Consider the following 526-nt stretch of genomic DNA (forward strand, 5'->3'; position numbering starts at 1 on the left):
GGAACGCTGGAAGTCGTTCGTCTTCAATCTGGTCTGGCGCTCACGCAGTCTTCATGGCTGCTCCCTCGATCACGACGCCGCTGGTCACGTATTTCCAAAGGGCAACGAGAAGCTTCCGCGCCAGCGCAACAATCGTGACCTTCTTCGCGCGCGGACCAAGCTGGCGGACCCGGTCGTGATACCACCGGGCGAGCGCCGAACCCGGTTGGTGCCGCAGCCAGAGCCAGGCCATTTCGACGGCAATGGCCCGCAGGCGGGGATTGCCCGCCTTGGAGACGCCCTGTTCATGGTTGATCGTGCCGCTTTTCCACGGTGTCGGCGCGAGCCCGGCATAGGCCGCAACTTGACGCCTGTTAGTGAAGGTCCGGAACAGCCCTTCGGACCACAGGGCACCGGCAAAGCCCGGGCCGATGCCCTTGAGACCAAGCAGCGTTCGCACAGGGGACGGCGTCGAACCGGCGGTCTGCGTCTCGTCGAGCAGGGCGTCGCGCTCCGACTTCACGGCATCGATCTGCCGGTTCAGAAG

The 526-nt window shown here is 64.8% G+C and carries 1 protein-coding gene; it reads right to left on the reverse strand.

Translation table 11 applies throughout. The features are described 5' to 3' along the window. Positions 1-40 precede the first annotated feature (40 nt). On the reverse strand, positions 41-526 hold a 486-nt coding region (locus HCC78_RS33095), incomplete at its 5' end, for a transposase (protein ID WP_172332885.1).

Origin of the sequence: Mangrovicoccus sp. HB161399, from assembly GCF_013184745.1 — a bacterium.
In the GTDB taxonomy this organism is placed as follows: Bacteria; Pseudomonadota; Alphaproteobacteria; order Rhodobacterales; family Rhodobacteraceae; genus Mangrovicoccus.